Genomic DNA, 446 nt, shown 5'->3' with positions numbered 1-446 from the left:
GCTCACGTATACGTATTCGCCGTCGCTCGTGTTTCCGGTGTCGCATCTGAAAGTGTCGATCAACGGCGAGGCGGTCGCGACGCTGCCGTTCGATAGCGAGCACGCGGGGCGCGCGGTGACGCAGGAGATCCCGCTCGATGCGCGCTATTTCACCGATTTCAACCAGATCGAGCTGCGCCTCATCGCGCACTACACGCTCGATCATTGCGAAGACCCGGAGCACTCGGCGCTTTGGGCCGACGTGAGCCCGACGAGCGAGCTGATCTTCGACGAGGCCTCGGTGCGGCTGCCGAACGATCTCGCGCTGCTGCCCGCGCCGTTCTTCGATCGCCGCGACAACAGCCGGCTGCGGCTGCCGTTCGTGCTGCCCGCGACGCCCGATGACGCGACGCTGCGCAGCGCGGGCGTGCTCGCGTCGTGGTTCGGCGCGCTCGCCGATTACCGGC

General features: G+C 67.3%; 1 protein-coding gene. It reads left to right on the top strand.

From position 1 onward, the window contains the following. The coding region (locus ACU8YE_RS25280; RefSeq protein WP_446930318.1) for a cellulose biosynthesis cyclic di-GMP-binding regulatory protein BcsB at positions 1-446 on the top strand (446 nt) is incomplete at both ends.

The organism is Ralstonia sp. VS2407, from assembly GCF_052950655.1.
The sequence above is the reverse complement of the archived record's forward strand: the minus strand, read 5'-3'. Positions and strand labels throughout refer to the sequence as shown.